Annotated in this window: 19 protein-coding genes; 11 read left to right on the forward strand and 8 right to left on the reverse strand. The window is 64.4% G+C overall.

Annotated elements, in window-relative coordinates:
* The first annotated feature begins 220 nt into the window (after nt 1-220).
* A complete protein-coding gene (locus AC5RWT_RS21075) occupies nt 221-1717 on the forward strand; it encodes an amino acid permease (protein WP_494081862.1) in 1497 nt (498 codons plus the stop codon).
* A 54-nt stretch (nt 1718-1771) separates the two neighbouring features.
* On the opposite strand, the gene AC5RWT_RS21080 is transcribed toward AC5RWT_RS21075, so the two are convergent.
* Both AC5RWT_RS21080 and AC5RWT_RS21085 read right to left on the reverse strand, forming a co-directional pair.
* Complete coding sequence (locus AC5RWT_RS21080; protein WP_494081863.1) at nt 1772-4240, reverse strand: hypothetical protein; 2469 nt, start codon at nt 4238-4240, stop codon at nt 1772-1774.
* A 7-nt stretch (nt 4241-4247) separates the two neighbouring features.
* Entirely contained in the window at nt 4248-5027 is a 780-nt protein-coding gene (locus AC5RWT_RS21085; RefSeq protein WP_493967164.1) for a peptidoglycan-binding protein, read from the reverse strand.
* 298 nt (nt 5028-5325) lie between these two features.
* On the opposite strand from AC5RWT_RS21085, the gene AC5RWT_RS21090 reads away from it, so the two are divergent.
* The 3 genes from AC5RWT_RS21090 (at nt 5326) to AC5RWT_RS21100 (ending at nt 7299) form a co-directional block, all read left to right on the forward strand.
* On the forward strand, nt 5326-6414 hold the full coding sequence (locus tag AC5RWT_RS21090; protein ID WP_494081864.1) for an NAD(P)-dependent alcohol dehydrogenase: 1089 nt from the start codon (nt 5326-5328) through the stop codon (nt 6412-6414).
* A gap of 112 nt (nt 6415-6526) precedes the next feature.
* Nucleotides 6527-6994 (forward strand): hypothetical protein, encoded by a 468-nt coding sequence (locus AC5RWT_RS21095; RefSeq protein ID WP_494081865.1) that lies wholly within the window; start codon nt 6527-6529, stop codon nt 6992-6994.
* Entirely contained in the window at nt 6991-7299 is a 309-nt protein-coding gene (locus AC5RWT_RS21100; protein WP_493967167.1) for a transcriptional regulator, read from the forward strand. The genes AC5RWT_RS21095 and AC5RWT_RS21100 overlap by 4 nt, the downstream gene beginning before the upstream one ends.
* Before the next feature lie 43 nt (nt 7300-7342).
* On the opposite strand, the gene AC5RWT_RS21105 is transcribed toward AC5RWT_RS21100, so the two are convergent.
* Genes AC5RWT_RS21105 through AC5RWT_RS21115 form a run of 3 tightly spaced genes read right to left on the reverse strand, consistent with a single transcriptional unit; the run spans nt 7343 to nt 10742 of the window.
* The gene (locus AC5RWT_RS21105) at nt 7343-8329 is read right to left on the reverse strand and encodes an SDR family oxidoreductase (RefSeq protein ID WP_494081866.1); all 987 of its coding nucleotides are present in this window, start codon (nt 8327-8329) and stop codon (nt 7343-7345) included.
* Nucleotides 8330-8346: 17 nt separating this feature from the next.
* Nucleotides 8347-9375, reverse strand: coding sequence for a cytochrome d ubiquinol oxidase subunit II (locus AC5RWT_RS21110; RefSeq protein ID WP_494081867.1), 1029 nt, complete (start codon nt 9373-9375; stop codon nt 8347-8349).
* Between the two features lie 2 nt (nt 9376-9377).
* Entirely contained in the window at nt 9378-10742 is a 1365-nt protein-coding gene (locus tag AC5RWT_RS21115; RefSeq protein ID WP_494081868.1) for a cytochrome ubiquinol oxidase subunit I, read from the reverse strand.
* A 74-nt stretch (nt 10743-10816) separates the two neighbouring features.
* Between AC5RWT_RS21115 and AC5RWT_RS21120 the strand changes: the two genes are divergently transcribed.
* The 3 genes from AC5RWT_RS21120 (at nt 10817) to AC5RWT_RS21130 (ending at nt 13382) form a co-directional block, all read left to right on the forward strand.
* Entirely contained in the window at nt 10817-11662 is an 846-nt protein-coding gene (locus AC5RWT_RS21120) for a helix-turn-helix domain-containing protein (protein ID WP_494081869.1), read from the forward strand.
* 72 nt (nt 11663-11734) lie between these two features.
* Entirely contained in the window at nt 11735-12655 is a 921-nt protein-coding gene (locus AC5RWT_RS21125; protein WP_494081870.1) for an EamA family transporter, read from the forward strand.
* Nucleotides 12656-13175: 520 nt separating this feature from the next.
* Nucleotides 13176-13382 carry a hypothetical protein gene (locus AC5RWT_RS21130; RefSeq protein ID WP_494081871.1) on the forward strand — a complete coding sequence of 69 codons (207 nt, stop codon included), beginning with the start codon at nt 13176-13178 and terminating at the stop codon, nt 13380-13382.
* A gap of 915 nt (nt 13383-14297) precedes the next feature.
* Here AC5RWT_RS21130 and AC5RWT_RS21135 read toward each other — a convergent pair.
* Together AC5RWT_RS21135 and AC5RWT_RS21140 are read right to left on the reverse strand one after the other, a co-directional pair.
* Entirely contained in the window at nt 14298-15731 is a 1434-nt protein-coding gene (locus AC5RWT_RS21135; protein ID WP_494081872.1) for a sugar porter family MFS transporter, read from the reverse strand.
* 1 nt (nt 15732) lies between these two features.
* Nucleotides 15733-17136 carry a glucose-6-phosphate dehydrogenase gene (locus AC5RWT_RS21140; protein ID WP_494081873.1) on the reverse strand — a complete coding sequence of 468 codons (1404 nt, stop codon included), beginning with the start codon at nt 17134-17136 and terminating at the stop codon, nt 15733-15735.
* A 182-nt stretch (nt 17137-17318) separates the two neighbouring features.
* Here AC5RWT_RS21140 and AC5RWT_RS21145 point away from each other — a divergent pair, with 182 nt between their 5' ends.
* The 4 genes from AC5RWT_RS21145 to AC5RWT_RS21160 all read left to right on the forward strand — a co-directional run bounded on the left by AC5RWT_RS21145 (nt 17319) and on the right by AC5RWT_RS21160 (nt 20781).
* Nucleotides 17319-18164, forward strand: coding sequence for an SMP-30/gluconolactonase/LRE family protein (locus AC5RWT_RS21145; protein WP_494081874.1), 846 nt, complete (start codon nt 17319-17321; stop codon nt 18162-18164).
* Nucleotides 18165-18374: 210 nt separating this feature from the next.
* Nucleotides 18375-18527, forward strand: a complete 153-nt coding sequence (locus AC5RWT_RS21150) for a hypothetical protein (protein WP_494081875.1) — start codon at nt 18375-18377, stop codon at nt 18525-18527.
* 116 nt (nt 18528-18643) lie between these two features.
* A complete protein-coding gene (locus AC5RWT_RS21155; protein ID WP_494081876.1) occupies nt 18644-19807 on the forward strand; it encodes an FUSC family protein in 1164 nt (387 codons plus the stop codon).
* Between the two features lie 551 nt (nt 19808-20358).
* Complete coding sequence (locus AC5RWT_RS21160; protein WP_494081877.1) at nt 20359-20781, forward strand: YceI family protein; 423 nt, start codon at nt 20359-20361, stop codon at nt 20779-20781.
* 145 nt (nt 20782-20926) lie between these two features.
* Here the strand turns inward: AC5RWT_RS21160 and AC5RWT_RS21165 are convergent, their stop codons facing one another.
* A complete protein-coding gene (locus tag AC5RWT_RS21165; RefSeq protein ID WP_493967181.1) occupies nt 20927-21328 on the reverse strand; it encodes a winged helix-turn-helix transcriptional regulator in 402 nt (133 codons plus the stop codon).
* Nucleotide 21329: the final 1 nt, after the last annotated feature.

A 21329-nucleotide genomic window follows, 5' to 3' on the forward strand; every position in this document is an offset into this window, starting at 1 on the left:
ATACTCGTAAGATTTTGAAGTTCTTGCCAGCAACATTCGCCTTGTATCAAGACTCTTTTTCTGCGCGTGTTAGCTTGATCACCGTCCTTTCCGGCGGGCCCACCGGAAAGCTCAACCGACGCTGCTACCTTCCGGAGGCACAATGGGACTCAGCTCCCCCACGCATACAGACGATAGGGCTGTCGCGCCCGGTCCCCAAGAACCCGGCCTGAGCGGGCCGATGGGTGATGTTGCAGGCCGCACCTCGGGCACGGCCGACAACGAACTCAAGCGCGGACTGAGCAGCCGCCACCTGCAGATGATTGCCATCGGGGGTGCGATCGGCACGGGGCTGTTCGTGGCCTCGGGCGGCACGATTTCCCAGGCGGGTCCCGGCGGAGCCTTGGCCGCCTATGCGTTGGTCGGGCTGATGGTGTTCCTGCTGATGCAGTCTCTGGGCGAAATGTCGGCCAAGATTCCGGTGGCAGGCTCCTTCCAGACCTTTGCCACCCGTTTTGTCTCGCCGTCCTTCGGGTTCGCAATCGGCTGGAACTACTGGTTTAACTGGGCCATCACGGTGGCCGCCGAACTGGTCGCCGCCGGAATTATCATGGATTTCTGGTTCCCGGGGGTCCCCGGCTGGGTGTGGGCCGGGATCTTTCTGCTGGTGTTGACCGGGCTCAACGCCCTCTCGGCCAAGTCCTTCGGAGAGTCAGAGTTCTGGCTCTCCCTGATCAAGGTCGCCGCAGTGGTGCTCTTCCTGATCGCCGGCGTGCTGATGATCTTCGGCATCCTCGGGGACCATTCCCCGGGCCTGAGCAACTGGGAGAACCGCGATGAAGTGTTCCACGGAGGATGGGTCTCGATTATCGCGGTTTTCATGATCGCCGGGTTCTCCTTCCAGGGTACCGAGCTGGTGGGAGTGGCCGCCGGTGAAGCCAAGAACCCGCGCCGCGAAGTGCCGAAGGCCATCCGCACGGTCTTCTGGCGCATCATGCTGTTCTACATCGGTGCCATCTTCATCATCGGCTGCCTGGTCCCGTTCACCGATCCGAGTCTGCTGGCCTCCGGCGAGGCCGATGTTGCAGTATCACCGTTCACGCTGGTCTTCTCGCGCGCGGGGATCGCCTTCGCCGCGGCCCTGATGAACGCGGTGATCCTAACCGCCATCCTCTCTGCCGGCAACTCCGGGCTATATGCCTCGACGCGCATGCTTTACGCCATGGCCCATGACGGGAAGGCCCCGAAAATCTTCCGGCGCACCAATGCGCGCGGTGTGCCCATTCCGGCGCTGCTGGCTACCGCGGCGGTGGGCCTCTTCGGGTTCCTCTCCGCGATCGTCGGTCAGGGCGCGGCCTACTCCTGGCTGCTGAACATGTCCGGCCTGTGCGGCTTCATCGTCTGGGCGGGAATCGCGATCTCCCACTACCGCTTCAGGCGCGGCTTTCTGGCCCAGGGCAATAAGGTCAGCGACTTGCCGTACAAGGCCGCCCTGTTCCCCATCGGCCCGCTGCTGGCCTTCGCCCTGCTGGTCCTGGTGATCGCCGGACAGAACTACGAGGCCGTGCTTGCCGGACGGGGCCTGGAGGTGGTTTCCTCCTACATCGGGTTGCCGGTCTTCATCGCGTTGTGGCTGGCGCACCGCTTCATCACCAAGTCCAAGGTGGTGCCGCTGCTCGAGATGGACCTCGGGGCACCCGAGGACCTCGAGGACGAACCCGCCGGCGCGACCCGGTGACCCTGCCGCCGGGCTGCCCAGGCGCCGCGGGGCGCCGGCGGTAGCCGCCGAGCGTCATCCACTCGGCGCCGGCGCCGGTTCGTCAGCCGGAGCGGGCGCAGGGGCAGGCTCCTGCACGGGGCCTGGTTCGGGCTGCGGTGTGCCGGTGGGTATCGGTGCCGGGGATGTCGTCGCCGTTCCGGGCTCGGGTTCACCGGCGGGTGTCTCTGCCGGGGCGGGTGGCTGTCCGCTGCCGGTGCCGGCCGGAGGTGTTGCCTCCGGCGACGAGCCCGTGTCGGAGGCCGGCTCTGTCTCGAAAGCCGCGTCGGTGCCTGTGTCGGCGCTGCGGGCACCGAGGGCGGCGTCATGTTCGAGGATGCCGAGAATGCGCATCTTGTAGTCGTTCAGCCGGGCCTGGATCTCGTCCAGCGGGACGTCTTCGAGCGACCGGCCGTAGGCTGCGATCTCCTCCCACAGGGTTGACAGTTTCTCCAAGCCTGCGTCGCTGAGCGGACCGTCGAGGGTGAGGACCAGCTGGCTGGCGAGGGCGTAGGTGAGGCACTCGACGCAGTTGTAGTTGGCGGCCGCCGAAAGGTTCTGCGGAACCACGACGTCGGCCTGGCCAAGAATCAGGACCACCTGGAAGCCGACGGCGACGGCGGTACAGCCCCGGCAGGAAGCGAAGGCGTAGGCCTCGTTGGTGGCGTCCACCGGTCCGCCGTCCGCCCAGATAAGGGCGAAGGCGACGTCGTAGACCACGGACCCGTCCTCGACGTTGACGGCAAGGGCCTGGTTTCCGTCTTCGGCGGGGGCCAGCGGCCGGTCGAAGGGGAAGACCCAGGCCGGCGGCGAGTCAACGGCAGGCTCAGTAACCGTGGAGCCGGAGCCGCCGTCGTTCTGCGGATCTTTGCCAGTGTCCGCGGCGGTGCTCTTTGTACCGCCGGCCTTGATCTCGCGGGGAACCAGGACCATCGCCAGTTGCGGCTGCTCCGCTGTGGGCAGGTCCATGCCGGCCGGCCACGCCGCCACGGTCTGGCCTGCGCGGCCTTCGGTCAGTCCCGCTGCGGAGACCGGGCCGAAGGAAGCTGCGGCATCGAACAGGGTCCCGCGCTCGTAGGGCTGCACCGGGCGGTAGGCTCCGTCATTGGGCCACCAGGCCCAGGCCAGGCCGGCGAGAACGGCGACGGCCGCAGCCCCGGCGGTCACCCGCCGGAGCGGCCGGCCACGGGTTTTCGCCCAGATCGTGGTGCCCAGCTGGCGGCCCATGCGCAGCAGGATGTAGGCGATGCCCAGAAGGGGAAGTGCGACGGCGGTGATGGCCAGGACACGCACGGCCGCGCCGGCGAAATCGCCGTCCGAACCGGCCGCCGCCAGCAGCCGTTGTTGGTCCATGATGCTGGCCCACGCCGTTCCCACAACCCGGGGAAGCGAGACCACCATCAAGACAAGGCAGAACAGGAGCAGCGGAACCGTGACCAAAACCCACACGGTCACCACGGCCCTGGCCCAGGGCTTAAGCAGCTTGGGTTCGGGGTCCGACCACCGCCAGGGCAGCAGTCCCAGCAGGGTGGGTTTGATCCGTTGGAACAGGTCGGGAACCCCGGTTGCGTCGGCGAGGATGTGGTAGCCGTCGAAGCGAACCAGGGGCAGCAGTTGGCGCACCATCTGCAGTATCTGGGTCACCACCACCAGCAGCAGCGCGTCGAAGCCGGTGAGCCACCAGGCGCCCATCGTGCCCACCACGACGATGGCGTTGAAGTATAGGCCGCCCAGATCCGTGCGGAGCCGGCCGCCGCGGCCCAGCCGGTAGGAGTCTGTGACGTCGGTGTAAAAGGCGGGCCAGATCAGGTACAGGCCGACGCCCATGGCTCCCGGCGTTGCGCCGCCGCGGCGGGCCCCGGCGGCATGGCCGAACTCGTGGAAGCCGGCCGAGAGAATGGTGATGGCGAACACCAGGAGCAGCAGCCCGGGGCTGGCGAAGGCCTGGTGTGTTGCCGAGCCGAGGCCCTTGACCATGAGCACCCACCAGCACGCCGCCAAAAAGGCCAAAGTCACGGGCAAGGCAATCAGCGGATGGAACAGCACGGCGAACGGAGCCGTCAGCTTCCGGGTCAGCCCGGGATCCGTGACCGTGTAGCGGAAGCGCATACCCAGCAGCGGGCTGGCCTTTTTGACTTCGGGTTGTGAGCCGTCTGCCAGCCGCAACAGGCCCAGCGGCAGCAGCTGCTTTTCGATCAGGGTCTGCACGTTTTCGGCAGTGATCAGCCTGCCGGACCTCTCACCGGCATGGTCCGCGATCTGGTCAAGGCTGCGGGAGCCGTCCACCCCTTCCAGAACCGCATACAGCAGCGAAGTGAGCTGGAGCGTCTGTCCGTCCGCGCGCCGGACCAGGGCCGGTGGCTCGCGGTAGCCGGAACCCCGGGCCGGTCCGAGGAGCTGCACGCCGTCGGCCAGCGCCGGGACGTCAAGGGAAGGGGGTGCAGCCGACCGGCCGCCGGGCAACACGTCACTCATGGCCGGCGGCCGGCCCGGACCCATGCTCATTCAGGGACTATTGTTCGAGGTCGGACTGCTGGCCGGCGCTGGCCTCGGCGCTACCGTCGATCTGCTGGTTGATGATGGCGTCCTGCTGCGCCACCGCGACGGCATTGCTGTCGATCGAGCCGATATTCGCCGCAACCGCGGCGTCGATCGGCGCGGCAACGTTGGCGTTGGCGGCCACAGCACCGTTGATCGGGGCGGCAATATCGGCGTCCGCGGCCAGATTGACGTTGACGTTGAGCAGGTTCCCGTCGAGGGTCGACCCGAGGCCTTCCGTGACCGATCCGGTGTCGGGCAGGGTGGCGCCAGGCAGGGTGCCGTCGGGCAGCGTGCCGTCCGGAAGCAGTGCCGGTTCAGTGGCCTGCTGCCCGGTGGTGCCCTCCTGCGGAAGGCCGGAACCACCGGCAGCCGCTGCCGTCCCGGTACCGGAGCCAGCCGCTGCCCCGCCGTCGTCCACGGTGTCATTGCCCTGGTCGATGGTGCTGTCCTGAGTTGATTCGGCGGTCGCGTCCGCAGTGATGCCCTGGTCGATGATGACGCCCTGGTCGGACAGGGCCTGCGCCGTGGAGCCGGTCGAGAGGACGTTGGCCGAGGCGGCAGCATCGATGGGGGCTGCGACATTGGCGTTCGCGGCGACGGCCAGGTCGATGGGTGCGGCCGCATCGATGGCCAGGTCGAGATCGGCATTCAAGTCGAGAATGGAGGCGACTTCCTTGTCCGGCAGCGCCGTCCCGGACTGGGATTCGAGTTCCTCGGGCGACAGCGGCGTACGTCCCTTGTCGTTGCTCATCAAAATCTCCGTCTCCGGCGCAAGGCGCCATCCGTTCCAACCCGTGGTCGAAACATGTCGATTCCTGAAACAGCCCGGCGGTACCGGGCCGCGGTCATCGGACTTTCGCTTCACAGCATCGATGAAAAGCATACTGATGAATCCTTTTATTGGGTAGGGCGGGGGTCGCGGGTGGGGTGGCAAAGGCCACGGTGGCCAACACTGCAGCCTCACCAGCGGGCATGAGACGGTTGGGATAGGTATCCGCGCCATCGCGTGGGCCTGTCCTGTGTTGGTCCCGGATCAAGGAGGAGTACCCATGAAGGTCACCGCCGCCGTCGTGCGCGAGACGGGCGCACCGCTGTCAGTGGAAGAGTTGGAGCTCGCCGAGCTCCGGCCTGATGAGGTGAGGGTCCGCATGGTCGCCAGCGGGATCTGCCACACGGATTCGACCGCCCGCGACGGTGCCTATCCCCTCCAGTGGCCGGCGGTGCTCGGTCACGAGGGCGCCGGTGTTGTGGAGGATGTGGGAATAGCCGTGACGAGCGTCGCCGTCGGAGACCACGTAGTGCTGGCGCCGGCCTCGTGCGGCACCTGCAAGCAGTGCCGCCGCGGGGAGATGGCCTACTGCGAGCACTACATCGCCATCAATCTCAGTGGTCGCCGCACAGCCCTCTCGGCCGACGGCGAATCCGTGGCCTCGCACTTCTTCGGTCAGTCGTCCTTTTCGTCGTACGCGAACGTCCTGGAGCGCTGCGTCGTCAAGGTCGACCCCGACGTTCCGCTGGAGATGCTCGCCCCGCTGGGCTGCGGGTTGCAGACCGGGGCCGGGGCGGTGCTCAACGATCTACGGCCTGAGGCGGCAACGTCGCTGGCGGTGATCGGTGCGGGGGCGGTCGGCTCGGCGGCGGTCATGGCCGCCAAAATCGCCGGCTGCACGACGGTGATCGCGGTGGATCTGCATGACAACCGCCTGGAGATGGCCCTGGAACTCGGCGCGACCCACACCATCAACTCCGCCAAAACGGACATGGGCGAGGAGCTGAAGCGCATTACCGGCGGGGAAGGCGTGGACTACATCGTCGACACCACCTCCGTGCCCGCGGTGCTCAACCAGGCCGCCCGGGCGCTGGCGTTCCGCGGCACGCTGGTGGCCGTGGGCAACACGACCTTCGGCACCGAAGCGCCGCTCGAGATCGGCGAGTCCCAGGTCAAGGGATGGACGTTCAAAATGAATGTCCAAGGCAGCTCGGTGTACCAGGTCTTCATTCCGCGCCTGATCGAGCTGTGGAAGCAGGGACGGTTCCCCTACGACAAGCTGGTCAAGACCTACCCCTTCGCCGAGATCAACCAGGGCTTTGAGGACTCAGCCAACGGCTCCACGATCAAGCCGATCCTTCTCTTCTGACCGGCCCACGTCAGGCAGCTAACCGGCGCAGGCACCCGTCCATGAGCTGATCCTCAGCGGACGCTTGCACATCCCTTGCCGGAACGGAAAGTGACTGCGTAGACTTTCCGGTATGGAAAACAACCTTGAGGGGCGCCCCTCGTCCGAGGAGGCCGCCGCAAGCCTCCGCGACCTCGCTTTCGACCGTCAGACCCTGGCCGACGGCGTGCACGTCCCCAAGACACTGCTGGCCGCGCTAGGAGGCGTGGCGGCCTGGTGGGTGGCTGCGGCCGCGATGGCCAACCCCGGGGAGAACTACGACCCCCCGACGTCCGGGTGGTTGGGCTTGGCCGCAGTTCTGGTGATTGTTCACTTAGTCCGCCGCGAAACCGGAATCCGGTTCCGCAAGATGGGCATGCGCGCCGCACTAGCCACGATAGCGATTCTCGTGGTCTGCCTGGTCCTGTTCTCGGTCTCGCTCGGCTTGGTTACGCTGGGCGCCCGCTGGGCGGTGTCGCTGACCAGCCTGTCCGCCTTCGGCCTGGTCACTTGGTTCGCGGGCATCGCCTACCGCTCGGCGCTGGATCAGCTGCGCCGATGATTGAGGCCCGGTTCGACGACCTCATCCACGCGCCGGCTCGGTTGCGGATTTGCGGACTGCTGCGGCCGGTGGAGCACATGGACTTCGCTGTCCTGCGCGACACGATCGACGTCTCGGACGCCACGCTCTCGAAGCACCTGAAGACCCTCGCTGAAGCCGGATACGTCAGCCTGACCAAGGCCGCATCGGCCGCGCGCACCGATGCGCGCCGCCTGACCTGGGTGACTCTCACTCCGGCCGGGAGGAACGCCTTCGACGCACACGTGCGTGCATTGCAGGAGATCGCCGGCACTGCACGCCAATAACGTTCGTGCGGTCAAGGCCTCCGGAAACACCCGGTCTCGGCATTCATCCGCAGCGGCGGGACAGGGCGCGCCCCAATCCCCTGGCCCCGGCAAAAAGCAAAAGGGTGGCCGTCGTCGTGCGCAGCGCTGTTTGTCTCCTGCCGTGCCAACCGCCTTCCGCCCTCGGGGCCGGGCCGACGGCAAGCGGCTCGTAAATGTTCCCCGCGGAGAACGGTGCAGTCTCGCTGCGGGAGAGCTGCGCGCGGTCAACGTGAACGGCCATTACCTTTTCCATCAGGCGAGGGGTTAACTTGTGCTGCAAAGCCATGGCTCGTCCCATCGGTCCGATGATCGTTTCGGGACGTGGCGAAAGTGAAACGCGGACGACGGCGCGGGCGGCCTTTTGGGGTGAGTAGACAGGGGGCATGGCCAGTGCCTTTCGCCCTGTGTAGTTCGCTCCGTGCTGAAAGAACGGGGTATCAATAGTGGCCGGGAGCACCGTGCAGATTTTGATCCTGTTCCTGCCGCTCAGGCGCAGCTCGGAACGGAGGCTTACGCCGAGGGCCCGGATGGCAGCCTTGGACATTGAGTAGGCCGAGGTGTAGGGCTGGGCAATTTCCCCCACGACCGACGAGACGTTCACGATGACGCCCGCCCCTTGGGCCTCCATCTGTTTCAATGCTGCCCTGCAGCCGTTGACGTAGCCCATGACGTTGACATCCAGGACCCTCCGGAAGTCCTCGAGGGGCACATCCAGAAAGGGAGCGAAGAAAGTCACTGCCGCGTTATTGATCCAGACATCTATCCGGCCGAACCGATTGACTGCTGTGTCAGCCAGCCGTTGTACAGCCCCCGCATCGCTGACATCGGTCGGGACGGCAACGGCATGACCACCCAGCCGTTCACATTCGGCCGCTAATCCTTTTAAGACCGGTGCACGCCGAGCGGCGAGGACCACGGTCGCGCCCTTCTTGGCAAAGCGAAGGGCCGTGGCGCGCCCTATCCCCGTGGAGGCTCCGGTAACGACAATGACGAGATTCCTTGTGCGCACCGCGGTTCCTTTCGTTGTTATGGGTTCTCTTCCGACAAACGGTTTCCTGCTTGGTTCTGGTCGCGTTGGAAGAGGGCGTAGAGCCACCACAGGGACGGGATGACCAGGATGCCTGCGATGACCACCACCACCAGGTTCGCGGCGAGGACACTCTGCGTGGCTGCTGCCTCTGACAATGTCAGGCCGGGGAGCATCTCCGGGTACTGGGCTACGCCCCATCCCCACAGCAGTGCCGTCACTGCCAGGGCGGCAGTCAGGCGAACTGCAAGAAACTTCCGGCCGATCAGCAGGATGAGGGATGCGATCCCGCAGCCTGAAGAGACGATCAGGAACGGTAACGCTGTTCCGGCGACCAGTTCGTGAAACAGCCGCGGCGCGTCAACGCTCAGCACGAGGAGTTCTGCTGCCGCGAACAGGCCCATGCCAGCCCCTGCCCACAGTGCCCGCTTGCGGAAGGCTGCGGTCAAGCGCGGGTCCCCGTGCCGCCTCGCGTCTTGGGTCAAATATGCCGCCGCCAGGTACGCCGTCGTTCCTACGGCCAGTAAGCCGCTTGCCATCGACGTCGGATTGATCCAGCTGGTGACCGGATGTCCGCCGGCGATGCCGGGCGGAACACGACCCGAGGCAAGAGCTCCAGCCACAGTTCCCAGGAAGAACGGGGTGAAGACAGATGAAAGGGCAAAGGCGGCTCCGAATAGACGTTGCTGCCACAGCTCGGTGCTGACTTTGCGGAAGGCGAAGGCCGAACCCCGCGCGATGATGCCCAGTGCCGCCAGGGTGAGGGGGATGTACAGGGTGGAGGAGACGGCGGCGAAAACTGAGGGAATCCCGGTCCATGTGAGGATGATGACGAAAATCAACCAGACATGGTTCGCCTCCCAGATGGGCCCGATGGAATGCTCAATGAGGGTGCGCTGGGGCCGGCCTTCTTCAGCCCGACCGGCGATAAGGTCCCAGAAGCCCCCGCCGAAATCTGCCCCTCCGAAGAGTGCGTAGGCCGTCAAGCAAATCCACATGACCAGTAGCAGGATTTCTGCGAGCGGCATGGCTACATGATCCTGTAGTTGGTGACGTCGGATTCCTGCGGGGCCAGGGGAACCGGTTTATCCCGTGCCAGCCGGCGGAGCACGTAGAGCGTGGCGATGGTGAGGAGCAGATAGACCACGCACAGCAGGACGAAGCCGTAGACGAGCCCAGGTGCGGGGTTGACGGCATCGGACGTGCGCAGGATGCCGAAAACTATCCAGGGCTGCCGGCCGACCTCCGTGACCACCCAGCCTGCCTCCAAAGCCAGGACGGCGAGAAACCCGGACAGTGCTCCTGCCCGGAGGAACCAGGCGGTGCGCGGGATGTCCTTGTGCCGTCTCCAGACGATAGCCAGCCAGACCGACAATGCCAGCAAGGCAAAACCGGAGCCGACCATGAGCTGGAACGCTATGTGGACGACATTGACCGGCGGACGTTCGTCCTTGGGGACGTCATTGAGTCCCATGATCTCGGCATTCGGATCGAAGTGGGCCAGCAGGGACAGTCCGGAGGGGATTTCCACGGCGTACCGCATTTCGTCTCCGATGACTACCCCGCCCAAATGCAGGGGTGCATTTCGTTGCGTTTGGAAGATGCCTTCCATGGCGGCCAGTTTCACCGGTTGGTTATCAGCCACGAAGTGTGCGGACCAGTCTCCGACGCCGATTTGGATCGGCGTGATCACCGCGGCGACGGTAAAGGGGATGAGAAAGCCGAGCCGGTGGTATTTGTTGTTGCGGCGGCGCAGCATCGAGAAGGCGTAGACGCTCGCCGTGCCGAACCCGGCCACCATGAATGCCGCCAGGATCATGTGCACCGTCTGGGAAGGGGTGGCGGGATTGAACATTGCGGCCCAAGGATCGACGGCGATGATCCGGCCGTTGGCTGTGTCGAAGCCGGTAGGTTGCTGCATCCACGCGTTGGCGGTCACGACGAAAAACGCGCTGGCTACACCGGCGACCAGCACGGGGATGGCTGTCAGCATGTGGACCCGCGGCGGCAGGCGGTCCCAGGCGTAGAGGTAAATGCCCAGGAAGATAGCCTCGATAAAGAAGGCGATCCCCTCCAGCGTGAAAGGCAACCCAATAACCTGGCCGTAAACGCCCATGAGGCCAGGCCACAAAAGGCCCATCTCAAAAGACAGGATAGTTCCGGAGACGGCCCCCACGGCAAAGAGTACGCCCATCACCCGGGCCCATCGCCTGGCGAGCAGCTTGTAGTTCGGATCTGCGGTGCGGTGGCCGCGCCACTCGGCAAGCAGCGTGATCGCCGGCATTCCAACGCCGAAGCAGGCGATGACGATATGCCAGCCGAGCGACAGCGCCATCTGCATCCTGGCTGCCATCAGGTCAGCGGCGGTTACCTCCGCCATGAACTCGACCGGCATGGGAATACCTCCGGCACAGTGCTGGACCAGCCTGCGCTGCTGGACCGGTTGCCGCTAGGGTACGCCAAAATTCAATGGCCCAAAAGAAGCAGCAGGGGATTAAAGAGCAACACGCGGCCGTGCCCTGGTTCGGAACAAACACTGCTCAAGCGGCCAAAGTGGCAGGCTTCGGACAGGCCCGTGCCTTACCCAGCTACTGGCGACTTTCGAATTCACAGCTCGATGTGCCGCAATGGCATGACGGCGAGCTGAAACGTCAGCCTGCAGTTCCCGCCCCATTGATTTTGCACTGCACAGTGCATTATTCTGCACTCATGGGCTTGGACGCAGAATCGTTGGCGGCAGCAATCGGCGTCCGTGTGCGGCACGAACGCTCCGGCCGTGGGTGGACGTTGGACCGGCTGGCCGAGATCGCTGGAGTGAGCCGGCGGATGGTTATCAACGTGGAGCAAGGGGCGGTCAATCCCAGCATCGGCACGCTCCTGCGCTTGAGTGACGCCTTAGGTGTAGGACTCCCGGCGCTGGTGGAACCTCCACAGCAGGCAAAGACGAAGTTGACAAGGTCGGGCGAGGGTGCGGTGCTGTGGAGAGGCCCGGCAGGCGGGCGGGGACTGCTCGTCGCTGGCACGGAGCCACCCGATGTTGTCGAATTGTGGGACTGGACGCTCGAAGCGGGCGAAGAGCACGCCAGCGAGGCCCACTCCAAGGGCACAAGAGAACTGCTGCAGGTGCACGACGGGGTTCTTGCCGTTACAGTGGCCGGTGAAACTTCGACACTTAACCCCGGTGATGCTCTGACTTTCGTGGGCGACGAGCCTCATGCCTACGCCAACCCGGGCGAAGGGTTGACTCGGTTCACGCTGACGGTCTTTGAGCCAGGCGTCGGGGCGGGACATCGTTCGGAGACCAACCGTGCGTGACCAGGTCTTGGGTTCCAGCGCCTGGCAGCCCGGCCCGAACGTAACGGTGGCCGCACGGAGGGTCACTGCGCCATGACCGGACAGGATGCACGCACGGGAGTCCCGCCGTGGTCAATGGCGGTGACCGCAATGCTGCTGATCCAGCTCTGCAACGCGCTGTCGGTCGGGCTCATTTCCGAGGTTGGTGCCGCCGGGACGTCGTGGCTGCGCCTGAGCATGGGCGCACTGATTTTCATTCTGATCGCCCGCCCACCGCTGCGGCAGATCCGTCGGCCGGACGTACCCGTGCTCCTTGGGCTCGGGGCAGCGAGCGGGCTGATGACCACGGCGTTCCTGTCGGCGATCGACCGTATCCCGCTGGGTACTGCGGTCGCCATCGAGTTCCTTGGGCCACTGACGGTCGCGGCGATCCGCAGCCGGAGCCGGAGCATGCTCGTCTGGCCTGTTCTCGCCCTGACCGGGGTGGTACTGCTCACCGAGCCGTGGCATGGCGATCTCAACTGGGCGGGAATCGGCTTCGCCGCGATGGCGGGCCTTGGCTGGGGTGTATACATCCTGCTGACCCAACGTGTGGGTGACCGATTCTCCGGAATTAGCGGTCTGGCGATTACGATTCCGGTAGCCGCCGTCATGACGGCGTTCATCGGAATCCCCCAAGTGTCCGGGCACCTCGACTGGCGGATACTGTCGATCGCGGTCGGGCTCGCGCTGCTCGCCCCGGTAGTGCCCTTCGGTCTTGAGATGCTCGCTTTGCGCAGGATGACCCATACCGCGTTCGGCACGCTCATGGCCATTGAACCGGCCCTCGGCGTGCTACTCGGCGTGCTCGTACTGCACCAAATGCCAACATTGTTCCAGGTGGGAGGTATCTTCCTCGTCGTCCTCGCAGGAGCCGGGGCGCAACGCGGCGGAACACGATCGCCGGAGTCCGCGCCGGTTCATGTAAAGGCGGGCCCAGCCGCTCGTGTTCAGCTGAAGAGGAAGGCACCATGACCGCTGTCCCGGATGCGTTTTGTCCGCTTTCTGATGGCTTATCGTATGCTCTTTCCTTGCCCCCTCGAAACGAAGGTGCTGCGAAAGCAATACGCGCCACTATGTATGAGGTTCGAAGAAAAGGCACTGCCTGAGGCCTCACCACAACCTTATTCAAGGTTGCTTGTACTTGGATACTGGTATGCGAGGTCGTGTCGAAATCATTGCGCTGGCCTTTCGGTGCGGCTATTGGATTCTGTTCGGGGCCCTCATCCTTTACGTCTGGATTGGACGAGCAAACCCCTGGCCTGTCATCGGGGCCCTTATTGGTGCAGCGTTTGCCTGGGCCCTGAGCCTCGGGTTTAGAAGGCATCGAACTCAGAGGTTGCAGGTTCGAGACCAGTTTGAGGGTTATTTTCGGGCCTCAGCGGAGGTTTTTCTCCGGCCGGAGAGCAAGTGGCAGTTCGGCCTGGCCACTCCGACCTTTGGGAGGTTAGCTTTCCAGCCGCGCTGGAAGAATTCAGGTCACGACTATGGGGACGTGGTCATCCTGCCCGTCACCGGCATCGGCCAGGTCAGGGAGCCCAGAGCCTTTGACGCGATCTTCCGGATGCAAGCCCGGACCTGGGTACTGGAGCTTGCCACCACTTCTGGCCCGGCAGAGCTGGCCGGCCCCCTTAGGGGCCTCCAGAACACCGCGCACATCATCAACGGGTCCCACCCTTCCCCCGATCAAGCGACGGCATAGTGATTGTCCCTCAACGACTGTCCCGCTCTCATCCCGGCCGGAAGGGGGGGTCCAGATGACTGATGCCGAGGCGAGCAAAGCAGTCCGTTGGGCCAAGACGAAAAAGCTTGCTGCCGGGATCACCGATGAAGGAATCGGCAAAGCACTCAAGGTCTACTTCCTGGTCTACCTCCCAGTCGGGGCTATTGCATTAATCGGTATAACCTTCTTGGTGCTGATTCTTTCCCTTGGCAATGCGCGCGAAGCCTGGGGCACTTATCTGCTTATGGCATGCGGCATCACGGCAATAGCGACCATGATTACAGGGCACGTTTACTATCACAAAAAGGTGTGCCTGATGGTACAGCCGCAGCGGGCCGCTGCCCTCATCTGGCTGGACAAACCAGAGCAGAAGAGCATCCGGAACCAGATCTATGGGCGGACTCCCCCGGTACCGGAAGAGTTACCTATTGCACGAGGTGCGTTCAGTCCAACTGCGACAAGGTCTCGCCTCCGGGCTGCTCCGAATCCCTGGGTTTACGATCTTGCTGGCCACGCAACTCGCCAACTCCCATGGAGTGGTCTTGGGAGTGTTCATCCTCATGGGTGCAGGCTTCGCCGCGGTCTCCGTCGCCGCAGTAAGGCAGTTCAAGGCGACGGGTCGGTTCCTCGAGAAAACTGCATTCCAGAAGCCGGATCCAGACTAGAAAGAAGACATAATACGGCGCCCGTCCTTTTCTGTAACGGAATCCCCGTGGGTCCCGCTGACGCAACCGTCGTCGCGAACATTGTCCGAATTACTGGTAGAAGCTTCCGGCTCGTCGGCGTCGTTCTTACCCAGGTCCGCCGCCGGATCGAAATCTTAACCAGATTGACGCTCTTACTCCCGGGATCGTCAGTGATCATCCTGAGCCTCTGGAACAAAGGTATGCATGGTCATGCTGCGGAGGCGTCTGGCTTTTTCCCACCCGCGCGGGCCTGCAGGTCGCTGTCGATTTCCTCGAAGTCGCGACCCTTGGTCTCGGGCACGTAGCGGTATACGAACGCCAACGCGAGCAGGCACACGACGGCGAAAATCAAGAACACCAGACCCGTTCCGATCGCCCCGGCCAGCGGCAGGAAAGCCGTGGACACGACGAAGTTCGAAAGCCAGCTCGCGGCCGAGCCCGCCCCCGAGCCCTCAGCCTGCTGCTGGGACGGGAAGATTTCCCCCAGGATCACCCAGAGCACCGGGCCCATCCCCACCGCAAACGACGACACGAAGACCAGCATGCACACGAGCAGGATCACCGAGCCGAGACCTGAGAGGAACGCGAATCCCAACCCGGCCACCGAGATGCCCATCCCGATCAGCGAGACCAGCAGCAACGGCCGGCGGCCGATGCGGTCGATCAATTTCAGGGAAACGATCGTCATCACCAGGTTAACGACGCCAATGATGACCGCGTACACGATCGAGTTCGAGGCACTCAAACCCGTCTGCTCCATGATCGTCGGCGCGTAGTAGAGCACCGTGTTGATCCCGACGAACTGCTGCAGAACGGCAAGCCCGATCGCCACGACCAACGCCGGGCGGACTCGGGGAGCCAGCAGCGCACGCCACCCCTTCTTCTCGTCGGGACTGTGATCCCGCTCCCGCTGCTGCCGGCGTTGCTCGCCTTCGTGGCGGTAGCGCTCGATCACCTCGTCGGCACCGGCGGAACCGGCGACTGACCCGAGCATCTTCTTTGCAGCGTCGATTCGTCCTCTCGCGATCAGCCACGCCGGCGACTCGGGGAGGCGCACCGCAATCACCGCGAGCAGGACTGCCGGTACCGCTCCCACCCAGAACATCGCCTGCCAGTTACCGCTGGCGCTAAAGATGAGGTTCACGACGTAGGCGACGAGCATCCCAACGGTCTGCAGCAGCTGGTTGAGCGTGAGCATCCTCCCCCGGATCTGAGCCGGGGAAATTTCACCCAAGTATGTAGGCACGAGGGCCGACGCGATGCCGACCCCGAGGCCCATGACCAGCCGGCCCAGCATCAACAGCACGAAGCCCGTGGCCAGCGCCGAGACCGCGAACCCCACGGCGAACAGCACCCCGGCAACCCCGAGTATCGTCCTGCGGCCAAAGCGGTCCGCCAGCCTGCCCGTGAAAATCGCCGCCACCATTGCACCGAGTAGCAGGATGCTCGTAACGAGGCCCTGCTGGGTCTCGTCGAGATCGAGGTCACCTCGGATGTACAGCAGCGCCCCGGCGATCACGCCGGTCGCGTAGCCGATCAAGAACGTGGCGAGGTTGATCCACAACCCCCAGCGCCGCACCTTGCGCAGGCCCTTGCCGGAGATGTTGTCCAGCGGACTCGATGCACCAGTGCCGGCCGCCATGTCACGTCCTTCCTGCGGGGAGTCCGTTGAGGGGCCAGCTGCCGGGGCCGGTGCTGCCTGCCTCGTACTCCTGCAGCGGTACCTGGTTCTCACGCCAGGCCTTGCGCACGGGCTCGATAATTTTCCAGCACTGCACCGCCATGTCGCCCCGCACGGAGAGCGGCGGCGCACCCTCCAGAATCCCCTTCATTACCTCGCCGTAGGGCGGCAGCTCGCCGGCAGCGAAGTTACCTGCCAGGGTGACTGGATCAATTCCGAACGGATCGTCACGGCCGCTGATGTTCACGTCGAGGCCAAGCACATTGGCGTTCAAAGGGATGCCGATGTGAAGCCGATTTGGGTGAGCGTGTCCGCTCATGCCGGCAGGTACCTGCTGCGGTGGCTTGAAGGTGACCGTGACCTCCGTGCGCGGCGAGCCCAAGGCCTTGCCCGAGCGCACCCGGAACGGTACGCCTGCCCATCGCCAAGTGTCCACGGCCAGCACGATCTCGGCGAAGGTCTCGGTCTGACGTGAGCTGTCAATGCCCTCCTCGTCCACGTAGGAAGGCACCTTGCGTCCGTCGATCTCGCCCGCGCTGTAACGCGCCCGGCGGCTGTAGGTGACCGGGTCATCATTCCAGATCCGGGTGGCGCGCAGGACCTGCGCCTTGGCATCGCGCACGTCTTCTGCCTCCAGCGTCGGTACGGGCTCCATGGCGAACAGCGACATGACTTCGAGCATGTGGCTCTGGATCATGTCTTCCAAGGCGCCGGTGCTGTCATAAAAGCCGGCCCGGCCCTCCAACGCCAAACTTTCGTCGAAGACCACATCCACGCTCTCGACGTGCTGGCTGTTCAGTACGGGCTCGATCAGGCGGTTGGCAAACCGCACCCCCAGGATATTGAGAACCGCGGGCATGGCGACGAAATGATCCACCCGATGCACGTGGTCCTCGGGCACGAGCCGGGTCACCAGGTCGTTGAGGGCCGCAGCGCTGTCGGCATCGCTGCCGAACGGCTTCTCCATGACCAGCCGGGTGCCCTCGGGCACCCCGATGCCGCCCAGCACCTGACACGCCTTCTGGGTGACCGCGGGAGGCAAAGCGAAGTAGAGAATCAGCTGTCCGCGGCATTCCTCCAGCAACGCGCGGAACTGGTCCTGGTCTGTCACGTCAGACTTGAGATAGCGGGCGTTCCTGATGACCGCTTCCATCTGCTCTCCGCTCGCGTCCGCCTCCGCGAAGGACTCCCTGATCTGTGAGCGCCAACGCTCATCATCCCAATCGGCCCCCGCGCTGCCGATGAGCTGGAGGGGCTTCACACGGCCGGTGCCCAGCAACGCGCCCAGTCCCGGCAGCAGCAGCCGTGCAGTCAGGTCACCGCTCGCGCCCAAGATCAGAAGGGTTTGATCGCCGGTTTGAACCATAATTTTGACCCCGTCTCATCAATGCGAAACTGCTGGCCCAAATATGCAAGACAATTTAGCACCGCGGACATCGTCCTGATACCCCGCGGGCGCCGACACAGAGTAGTATTTCGCGATAAACGTGACGAGAGAGCTGCAGTTGCCGGATCAGCCATGCTGAGAGCGGACGAGGAGCCGATTTCATGCGCGCGGAACAGCACACCGATCCCATCGCCCACCATGCGGAAGGTCCGGTTTGGTCCACCTCGTGGGGCGGTCTGCGCTGGGTGGACATGCTCGCAGGCGACATCCTGTCCTTGACGACCGGCGGTGAGATAACACGTCGTCACGTGGCCGCGATTGCTGCAGCAGTAAGACCGCGCCAGGGCGGCGGCGCGGTGATTGGCGTCGACCGCGGGTTCTGTCTCGAAAATCCGGATGGAACACTCACACATTTGGACGAGGTGTGGACCGATACCGGCATCCGGATGAATGAGGGTGCTTGCGATCCCGACGGCCGTTTCTACTGCGGTTCAATGGCCTACGATCAGCAGCCCGGCGCTGCCGCGCTTTATCGGTTGGATCCCGATCTTTCGGTTCATCCGGTATTGCACGGAGTCACCATTTCGAACGGCCTGGACTGGAGTCCGGACGGGTCACTCGCCTATTACAACGACACGGCAACCCACAGCATTGCCGTCTTCGACTATGACCGTGACGCGGGTCTGACCCGGCGACGCACTTTCGTGGCGATGCCCGACCACGAACACCCCGATGGGCTCACCGTAGACGCAGAGGGCGCCGTGTGGGCGGCGATCAACGGTGCGGGAGAGGTGCGACGGTATACCCACGAGGGCCGCCTCGACGAAGTGGTGCAGGTTGCCGCCCGCCAAGTCACCGCCTGTACGTTCGGCGGTCCCGCCCTGAACCAACTGTTCATAACCACCTCACGAGAGCATCTCGCACCCGAGGACGATCCCCTCGCCGGATCCCTCTTTCGCGCAGACGTTCAAGTAGCCGGGAACCCGGCGCGAGAGTTCGCCGGCTGAGACTTTCCCAAGCACGTCACGGGAGAATCTCGCACCCGGGGACGATCCACTCGCGGATCCCTCTTTAGCCCAGACGTTCACGTGGCCGGGAACCCGGACCGCGAGTTCGCCGGCTGAGATTTACGCCAGCGCCGCGAGAAGGGACGCCGCGGCAGTGTGCGTTCCGCCAGTGCGTTGTTAAGGTATCGGCCCCCGTGGGATTATGTCGACATGGGCAAGGCCCGGCACCACCGCCAGATCGTGAAGCTGGGCGCTGTGCGGCGCCACGTGGAGGTCCCTGATCGTGGGATGACCAAGCGACTGCAGGTGACAACTGTGCACCTCAACCGAAGACGCCCAACCGTGATCGTCCCCTCGGTGTGACGGTGCTATTGAACTCAAGTGCAGGGCGTTCGCGTCCAGTTCGTCAATATGACCCAGATCAGTATTGGTGGGGTTAACCCGTGAGCACCGACGTCGCTGATAAGTGGAGCGAGCGGTTGGCCGCTGCCGGCCGTCGCGCATGGCATCGAGTGTGGAGCGATGCATGGCCGATAGCGCAACGAGCGGTGGCCGCGACCATCGCCTGGCTGCTTGCTCAGTTGATCGGGGATCATCCGGGCCCCTTCTTCGCTCCGATCGCAGCGGTCGTTGCTCTCAACGCACCGTTCGGCACACGCGGGCTGAACGCGCTGCAGCTCCTGTTGGGGGTGGTCGTCGGGATCCTGGCCGGCGAGTCTACGCTCTTCCTCATGGGTGGAGGATTCGGCAGCCTTGCAGTCGCTACCTTCGCGGCGATGATCATCTCTCGTGGGGTCGGTGGCGCACCGCTCGTAGTAGCACAAGCGGCCGCGGCCGCCATCCTCACGATTGCCGTCGCAGACGGTGAGGTCGGGCCGGACCGGATGGTCGACGCTGTCATCGGTGCCGGCGTCGCCCTGGTATTCAGTCAGATCCTGTTTACGCCCGAGCCCGTCCGGCTACTGCGCCGGGCCGAGTCCGCCGCATTGAACGGCATGGCGGACGGACTTCGACTGACCGCTCGCGCTTTGGCCCACGCTGATGAGGAGGCTGGCGAGCAGGCCTTGCGCCGGTTGCGGGCACTGCCCGAGCTTCTGCTCGGGTTGAGCATGACCCGCGGTGCCAGCGGCCGGATTGCCCGGCATTCCCTGACGGGACGCGCGCGCATCACACCGGTCGTGAAAGAACAGGAGAGCGCCGATCACCTCGACCTGCTGGGAGTCAGCTGCCTCATGCTGGTAAGGACCGCGCTGGCCGGCGGCCCAGGAGACGGTGGCACTCTCATTAGCGCCATGGACCGGGTCGCAGGGCTCTTGGCAGAGCTGGCCGGTGCACCTGGCGATACTGCAGTGCGCCAGGCCGTTGTTGACCGCGTCCCAGCTTTGCTCATGGACATCAGCACTCCAGAGGAGCCCCCCGGCCCGTTCCCGGTTGCTTTGGACGTCGCACTCCGGGTGGTCGTAGCCGACATGATGATCTTCGCCGGCGCGGAGGCCGAGTACGCGATCACAGCGGTCAGCTCCGGCGCCGCGCGGCTTCGAACTCCCCCTCCTCCTCGTAGCGCGAGGATCCGTCGGTTATCCAAATCCTTGCCGAAGCTGCGGCCGTCGAGCTGGCGGCGGAATCGAAATCACCGAAGGTGATTCGGCGATGCTCAGAGAAGCCGCCCACTTGGGACAGCTTCAGCCGATTACTGCCAAGGCTCTGGGTACCGACTCCACTACTACATTCGTTGCGGGCCCCGGCCCCTTCCATTGAGATGCTGTTGACTGCCTGCCGCATTGGAGCACGTCGGGCTGAGGGAATGAACTCGACCGGCTGATGCCGCAGTGAGGTCTTGACACAGCTTTAGGAGGGGCATCAGATGGTCCTATTGCCGCGCAAGTCCCCAAGACACCCATCACCGGTGCTGCCGGGGGCTCGCCCAGGGAAAGTTCGCTCATCGCCGGAAGTAGTGGTGGCAGGGGGCACATCAGGTTTTCCCTGTTCCCGGACCGAACCGGCCAGACCCAACCCAAGGTAAGGCGTGTGCCGCCGACGGGACCCTGTACATATCTGTGACATCAACGGGCAGGACGGCGGCTCCCAGGCTGCCTACACCGACGGGTAACACCCGTGATGCGGCCTGGCGTCCCTCCCAGATCTTGCACTTAGGCCCCGGCGCTGGCCCGCCGGTCTGCGATCGGACGCCTCCATGGGCATTCCGGTGCTCATCGAATGGCTGGCCGACGACTTTGCCCTGGGGCTGACGGCCGCGCTGGGCGGATCCACCACGATCGCGATGTGCCCCGTCCTCAACATGGCGGGCTTGTCGGCGGCGGACAGCCGGCGCGCCTGCTGGAACAGGTCTTGCGCCGTACCGGCGCTCCGGTACGGGCCCGAGAGCGGGCGAGGGGAACCGCGCCGGCCAAGCATACCGTCCGTGCCCGATGTTGAGTTCGGCGGCATGGCCGTGGATCCGTTTGGTTCCACCCGGGCAGGCTTTTCTGCCACGGCGCAGATCTCCCGCAAGGAATTCGGCATCACCTGGAACGCCGCCCTCGAAGCGGGCGGCGTGCTGGTTGGCGACAAAGTCACCATCACCGTCGACGCAGCCTTCGTCCTGCCGGCCACCTGACGGCTGCCCCCTCAAGGGCCGGTCCTCACCGGTTTCTTCCGGTGGTGGCCGGCCCTTTCTTTAGCCAATCGTCCGACCGGCTACTCCCCTGCATGAAGAGGACACTGCGACCGAGGCCATTGGCAACCATCCAATTGGGGGTTAGTTACCGGTGTGATGCGTCCTTTAGGGAGTCTCCGTCCGGATGGGTGAGCTCTGTGAGTTCCCCGGTATGGAGGGCGATACGTTCAAAGAGTGGGACAAGGAGTTCCGTGACTTCTCGCCCCACTTTTGTCAGTGAGTATTCTACGTGTGGCGGCATGATGGGCTTTTGGTCCCGCAGTATAAATCCGTCTGAGATCAAGGCTTGCAGGCATTGGGCCAGCATCTTCTCACTGACACCGTCCAAGGCGCGCCTGAGTTCATTCCACCGTCGTGTGCCGTCCGATAAGGCGAGCAGGACTAGCGTGCCCCACTTGTTCGTCACGTGGCCGAGTACAGAACGGGTCGCACAATCAGCCGGGAGTGACAGAGTGAAACGGGGATGGTTTTCTGCTGGTCGAGACATG

The sequence above is a fragment of the Arthrobacter sp. Dra40 genome, assembly GCF_059091905.1.

Bases quoted from the DNA above. Each gene is read 5' to 3' on its own strand.
- AC5RWT_RS21075 (WP_494081862.1), top strand. From the start codon at position 221: ATGGGTGATGTTGCAGGCCGCACCTCGGGCACGGCCGACAACGAACTC.
- AC5RWT_RS21080 (WP_494081863.1), bottom strand. From the start codon at position 4,240: ATGAGCATGGGTCCGGGCCGGCCGCCGGCCATGAGTGACGTGTTGCCC.
- AC5RWT_RS21085 (WP_493967164.1), bottom strand. From the start codon at position 5,027: ATGAGCAACGACAAGGGACGTACGCCGCTGTCGCCCGAGGAACTCGAA.
- AC5RWT_RS21090 (WP_494081864.1), top strand. From the start codon at position 5,326: ATGAAGGTCACCGCCGCCGTCGTGCGCGAGACGGGCGCACCGCTGTCA.
- AC5RWT_RS21095 (WP_494081865.1), top strand. From the start codon at position 6,527: ATGGAAAACAACCTTGAGGGGCGCCCCTCGTCCGAGGAGGCCGCCGCA.
- AC5RWT_RS21100 (WP_493967167.1), top strand. From the start codon at position 6,991: ATGATTGAGGCCCGGTTCGACGACCTCATCCACGCGCCGGCTCGGTTG.
- AC5RWT_RS21110 (WP_494081867.1), bottom strand. From the start codon at position 9,375: ATGCCGCTCGCAGAAATCCTGCTACTGGTCATGTGGATTTGCTTGACG.
- AC5RWT_RS21115 (WP_494081868.1), bottom strand. From the start codon at position 10,742: ATGCCGGTCGAGTTCATGGCGGAGGTAACCGCCGCTGACCTGATGGCA.
- AC5RWT_RS21120 (WP_494081869.1), top strand. From the start codon at position 10,817: ATGGCCCAAAAGAAGCAGCAGGGGATTAAAGAGCAACACGCGGCCGTG.
- AC5RWT_RS21125 (WP_494081870.1), top strand. From the start codon at position 11,735: ATGACCGGACAGGATGCACGCACGGGAGTCCCGCCGTGGTCAATGGCG.
- AC5RWT_RS21135 (WP_494081872.1), bottom strand. From the start codon at position 15,731: ATGGCGGCCGGCACTGGTGCATCGAGTCCGCTGGACAACATCTCCGGC.
- AC5RWT_RS21140 (WP_494081873.1), bottom strand. From the start codon at position 17,136: ATGGTTCAAACCGGCGATCAAACCCTTCTGATCTTGGGCGCGAGCGGT.
- AC5RWT_RS21145 (WP_494081874.1), top strand. From the start codon at position 17,319: ATGCGCGCGGAACAGCACACCGATCCCATCGCCCACCATGCGGAAGGT.
- AC5RWT_RS21150 (WP_494081875.1), top strand. From the start codon at position 18,375: ATGGGCAAGGCCCGGCACCACCGCCAGATCGTGAAGCTGGGCGCTGTG.
- AC5RWT_RS21160 (WP_494081877.1), top strand. From the start codon at position 20,359: ATGGGCATTCCGGTGCTCATCGAATGGCTGGCCGACGACTTTGCCCTG.
- AC5RWT_RS21165 (WP_493967181.1), bottom strand. From the start codon at position 21,328: ATGTCTCGACCAGCAGAAAACCATCCCCGTTTCACTCTGTCACTCCCG.